The organism is Vulcanococcus sp., from assembly GCF_044369115.1.
In the GTDB taxonomy this organism is placed as follows: domain Bacteria; phylum Cyanobacteriota; class Cyanobacteriia; order PCC-6307; family Cyanobiaceae; genus Vulcanococcus.
The window spans coordinates 1-2,723 of the sequence record NZ_JBIPMN010000248.1 but is presented as its reverse complement, the minus strand read 5'-3'; the positions used below and the strand labels follow the sequence as shown (position 1 = coordinate 2,723).

The 2,723-nt window shown below is 65.1% G+C and carries 5 protein-coding genes; 3 read left to right on the top strand and 2 right to left on the bottom strand.

Annotated elements, in window-relative coordinates:
• The first annotated feature begins 223 nt into the window (after positions 1–223).
• Both ACIQ2E_RS14000 and ACIQ2E_RS13995 read left to right on the top strand, forming a co-directional pair.
• Positions 224–619 (top strand): hypothetical protein, encoded by a 396-nt coding sequence (locus ACIQ2E_RS14000; protein WP_398331835.1) that lies wholly within the window; start codon positions 224–226, stop codon positions 617–619.
• 3 nt (positions 620–622) lie between these two features.
• Positions 623–1,213 (top strand): hypothetical protein, encoded by a 591-nt coding sequence (locus ACIQ2E_RS13995; RefSeq protein WP_398331832.1) that lies wholly within the window; start codon positions 623–625, stop codon positions 1,211–1,213.
• 17 nt (positions 1,214–1,230) lie between these two features.
• Here the strand turns inward: ACIQ2E_RS13995 and ACIQ2E_RS13990 are convergent, their stop codons facing one another.
• Both ACIQ2E_RS13990 and ACIQ2E_RS13985 read right to left on the bottom strand, forming a co-directional pair.
• Positions 1,231–1,494 carry a hypothetical protein gene (locus ACIQ2E_RS13990; protein WP_398331829.1) on the bottom strand — a complete coding sequence of 88 codons (264 nt, stop codon included), beginning with the start codon at positions 1,492–1,494 and terminating at the stop codon, positions 1,231–1,233.
• The gene (locus tag ACIQ2E_RS13985) at positions 1,491–1,691 is read right to left on the bottom strand and encodes a hypothetical protein (protein WP_398331826.1); all 201 of its coding nucleotides are present in this window, start codon (positions 1,689–1,691) and stop codon (positions 1,491–1,493) included. Before ACIQ2E_RS13985 ends, ACIQ2E_RS13990 begins: the two co-directional genes overlap by 4 nt.
• A gap of 166 nt (positions 1,692–1,857) precedes the next feature.
• Between ACIQ2E_RS13985 and ACIQ2E_RS13980 the strand changes: the two genes are divergently transcribed.
• Positions 1,858–2,670 carry a hypothetical protein gene (locus ACIQ2E_RS13980; RefSeq protein ID WP_398331823.1) on the top strand — a complete coding sequence of 271 codons (813 nt, stop codon included), beginning with the start codon at positions 1,858–1,860 and terminating at the stop codon, positions 2,668–2,670.
• Positions 2,671–2,723 lie beyond the last annotated feature (53 nt).

Below are 2,723 nucleotides of genomic sequence, written 5' to 3'. Positions count from 1 at the left end.
GATGTTCTCCGCCGAGAGCATGGCCGAAATCCCAGCGTTGGAAGACCTGCCGGCCCAGGCCTGCCTGCAGGAAGCAAGCGCCTGAACGCCCGGGGGATGGCGCAGACGAGATCGGCAGAGATTCAGGCGTAACCAACAACCAAAAGGGAATTCAGGCGAACGACTTGACAAGTCAATCGTCTGGATTCATCGTGAAACAACGAGGCGCACATCCGCCTCGCGAATGACAGCCCGTCATTCACCCCTATTCACTCTCAGATCAGGGAAAGCGGGCCTCGGGATTTACACCTCTGGAAGGGACGCGGCCCTGGCCGGTGGCTGTGAGCAGGAGCAGGCGATCCAGAAGCGCAGCAACTCGGGGCCGATCGCCGGCTCGGTTGCCGCAGCTGGTGATGCACCCCTGCAGAAAGCGGATGTGATCGCCTACGACACGGCGCTGCTTCGCGAGGAGAGCGAGACCACCTACGCCAACCCCAGTTCGCCCGCGATGGGACTGCTGCGCCAGCGGCGCCGCTATGCCGACCAGCTGCTGTTGTTGTTGCCCTCCCTCAGCGGCTGGGTGCAGTTCACCGCCCAGGCCGCAGGGCAGCTGGGAGCAACGCCGATGCTGCGGGGTTGAGCGATGACCATCAGCCCCAGGCGTTTCACCAGCGGCCAACATCCACAGGCGGCAGGGCCCTGGCCCGCCACGCCATTGCAGCCGTTTGCTAGTGCAAGCCTGCTGCTGGCAGAGAACGCCATCCCGGGAGACACCACCTCAGCGGTGGTGGCGGCGCATGTGCTCGAGTGCTTTCTGGTGCGCGCCAACTACATCTCCGCCAAGGAGAACGGCCCTGGGGTCGACACCGGCGACTTCACCTACAGCGGCATGGTCTGCCGGGCTACCCGCCTGCCGCCTCACCCAGGCGCCATCTGGCTGAGCAGCACCTTGAACTGGCAGCAGAACGGCCGCCGCGTTGCCAGCGGTGGCAGCGTCGCACCGGGAGGTGCGCTCAGCAGCACCGTGGTGGCTCCCTGCGAGGGACTGATCTGGCTGGGAGATCTCAGCCTGCTCAACGCTGCAGGCGTTGCTGATGTGGATCCCTACGCCCAGCACACCACCTTTGTGGTGCTGGAGTTCGGCGCCGATTACGGCTCCGGCGGCATCGGCGCCCTGGTGCAGCCGCTGATCGGCGAGCGGGTGTTCGGAACGCTCAAGCCGAATCGGCAATGAACGCCTCTGATCCGTGATCAGGCCTTTTTCAGGAGCTGGTCGTATTGGGCATGGGTGCCGATCCACACCCACAACAACTCATCCGTTGACGCCTCGACGGCCAGCGCACGGTGCCGGAGGCCAACGCGAACGGACCAGAACCGTCCAATGCGCTTGAGATGCAGTGAGGGATGGCGCGGGTCCGCTTTCAGCTGCTCATAAGCCCGATCGGCCTGGTCTTGAACATCAGCAGGCAAGGCTTCGTAGCAGGACCAGAAGCGGGGACTGGCGCGATGCTTCACCGATCGGTGCAGCGACCAGCAGCCAGGTCACCAAGGGCCTCTTCCGCCAGCCAGTCCAGACGTCCCGATTGCAGGTCCTGCTCCATCTGCATATCCCATTCATGGGCATCAAAGGCTTCGAACCAGGCCCGGAACTCCGCCCGCTGCTCAGGGGCCAGCTGCTCGACGGCAGCTTCGATGGCTTGCACGGTGGTCATTCCAGGAGGTTAGAGCGCCTTGCCGGAAAAAATTCGCTACTCGGCAACAGGGGATGGCAGCGCCGCGATGGGCTGCCGATCCCACTGACAGCCGAGACGGGTCATGGCCACTGCTTCCGCAACCCCCAACACGTGCACGACCCGAAACACGGGTGATGGCAGCGACTTGCTGGACCTCCGCGAACCGGAGACCAGCGAGCAGGACAGCACGCAGGCCGAGCACAGCACTGGCTCGGATGCTGCAACCACTGCCAATGAATCCATCCAGGGATCAGGCGGCGATGGTCCCAGTGGGACTGGCCTCAGCGAAGCCCTCAAGGCCGAGCGCCGCCGCAGCAACAACCTCGAAAAAGAACTGCGGGGGCTGCGGCAGCAGCTGACCCGCTTCTCGGAGATCAACCCCGAGGAGTACGCCCGCCTGCAGGAGGCCGAACGCCAGAAGCAGCACCTCGAGCAGCAGCTGGAGCTGCGTGAGCGCCAGATGGAGGAGGCCGCCGCCAAACGGGTGGCAGCCGTCAGTGCCGAGCGGGATGCCGCCCATGAGCGGGTGCAAGAGCTGCGCAAAGAGCGGCTGCTGGAGCGCGCCTTTTCAGAAGCGGAAGGGCGCACCGGCGGCGATGGGCGCGGCACCTTCTTCCAGGTGTTCCGCTCGATGCTCTGGGACTGCTTCCGGCTTGGCAGCAGCAAGGACGGCAGCGATGCTCTCGAACCGTTGGACGCTCAGGGCCAGCCACTGCTGGGTGATGACGGCCGGCCAATGACCACGGCCGACTACCTCGATCAGCTGCGCATCCACCCTGTCTATGGCTTTCTGTTCCAGCAGCGTGGCGCCATGGGCACGGGCGCTTTGCCCGCGGGCAGTGCAGCCGGCAGCCTCGGCGCCAGCGGTTTTGGGGAGGTGATCAATCCACAGGCGATGAGCGCCAGCGAGCTCTACCGGGCCGGCTTTGCCCTCAATGGCCGCAGCCCGCGCAGCTGAGCGTCATGACGCGCTGGCACTACTACCTGGCCTTCTGGAGCCGCCGCTCCACT

What these genes read in the sequence shown, in the direction of transcription:
- ACIQ2E_RS14000 (WP_398331835.1), top strand. Translation starts at nt 224, where the DNA reads ATGACAGCCCGTCATTCACCCCTATTCACTCTCAGATCAGGGAAAGCG.
- ACIQ2E_RS13995 (WP_398331832.1), top strand. Translation starts at nt 623, where the DNA reads ATGACCATCAGCCCCAGGCGTTTCACCAGCGGCCAACATCCACAGGCG.
- ACIQ2E_RS13985 (WP_398331826.1), bottom strand. Translation starts at nt 1,691, where the DNA reads ATGACCACCGTGCAAGCCATCGAAGCTGCCGTCGAGCAGCTGGCCCCT.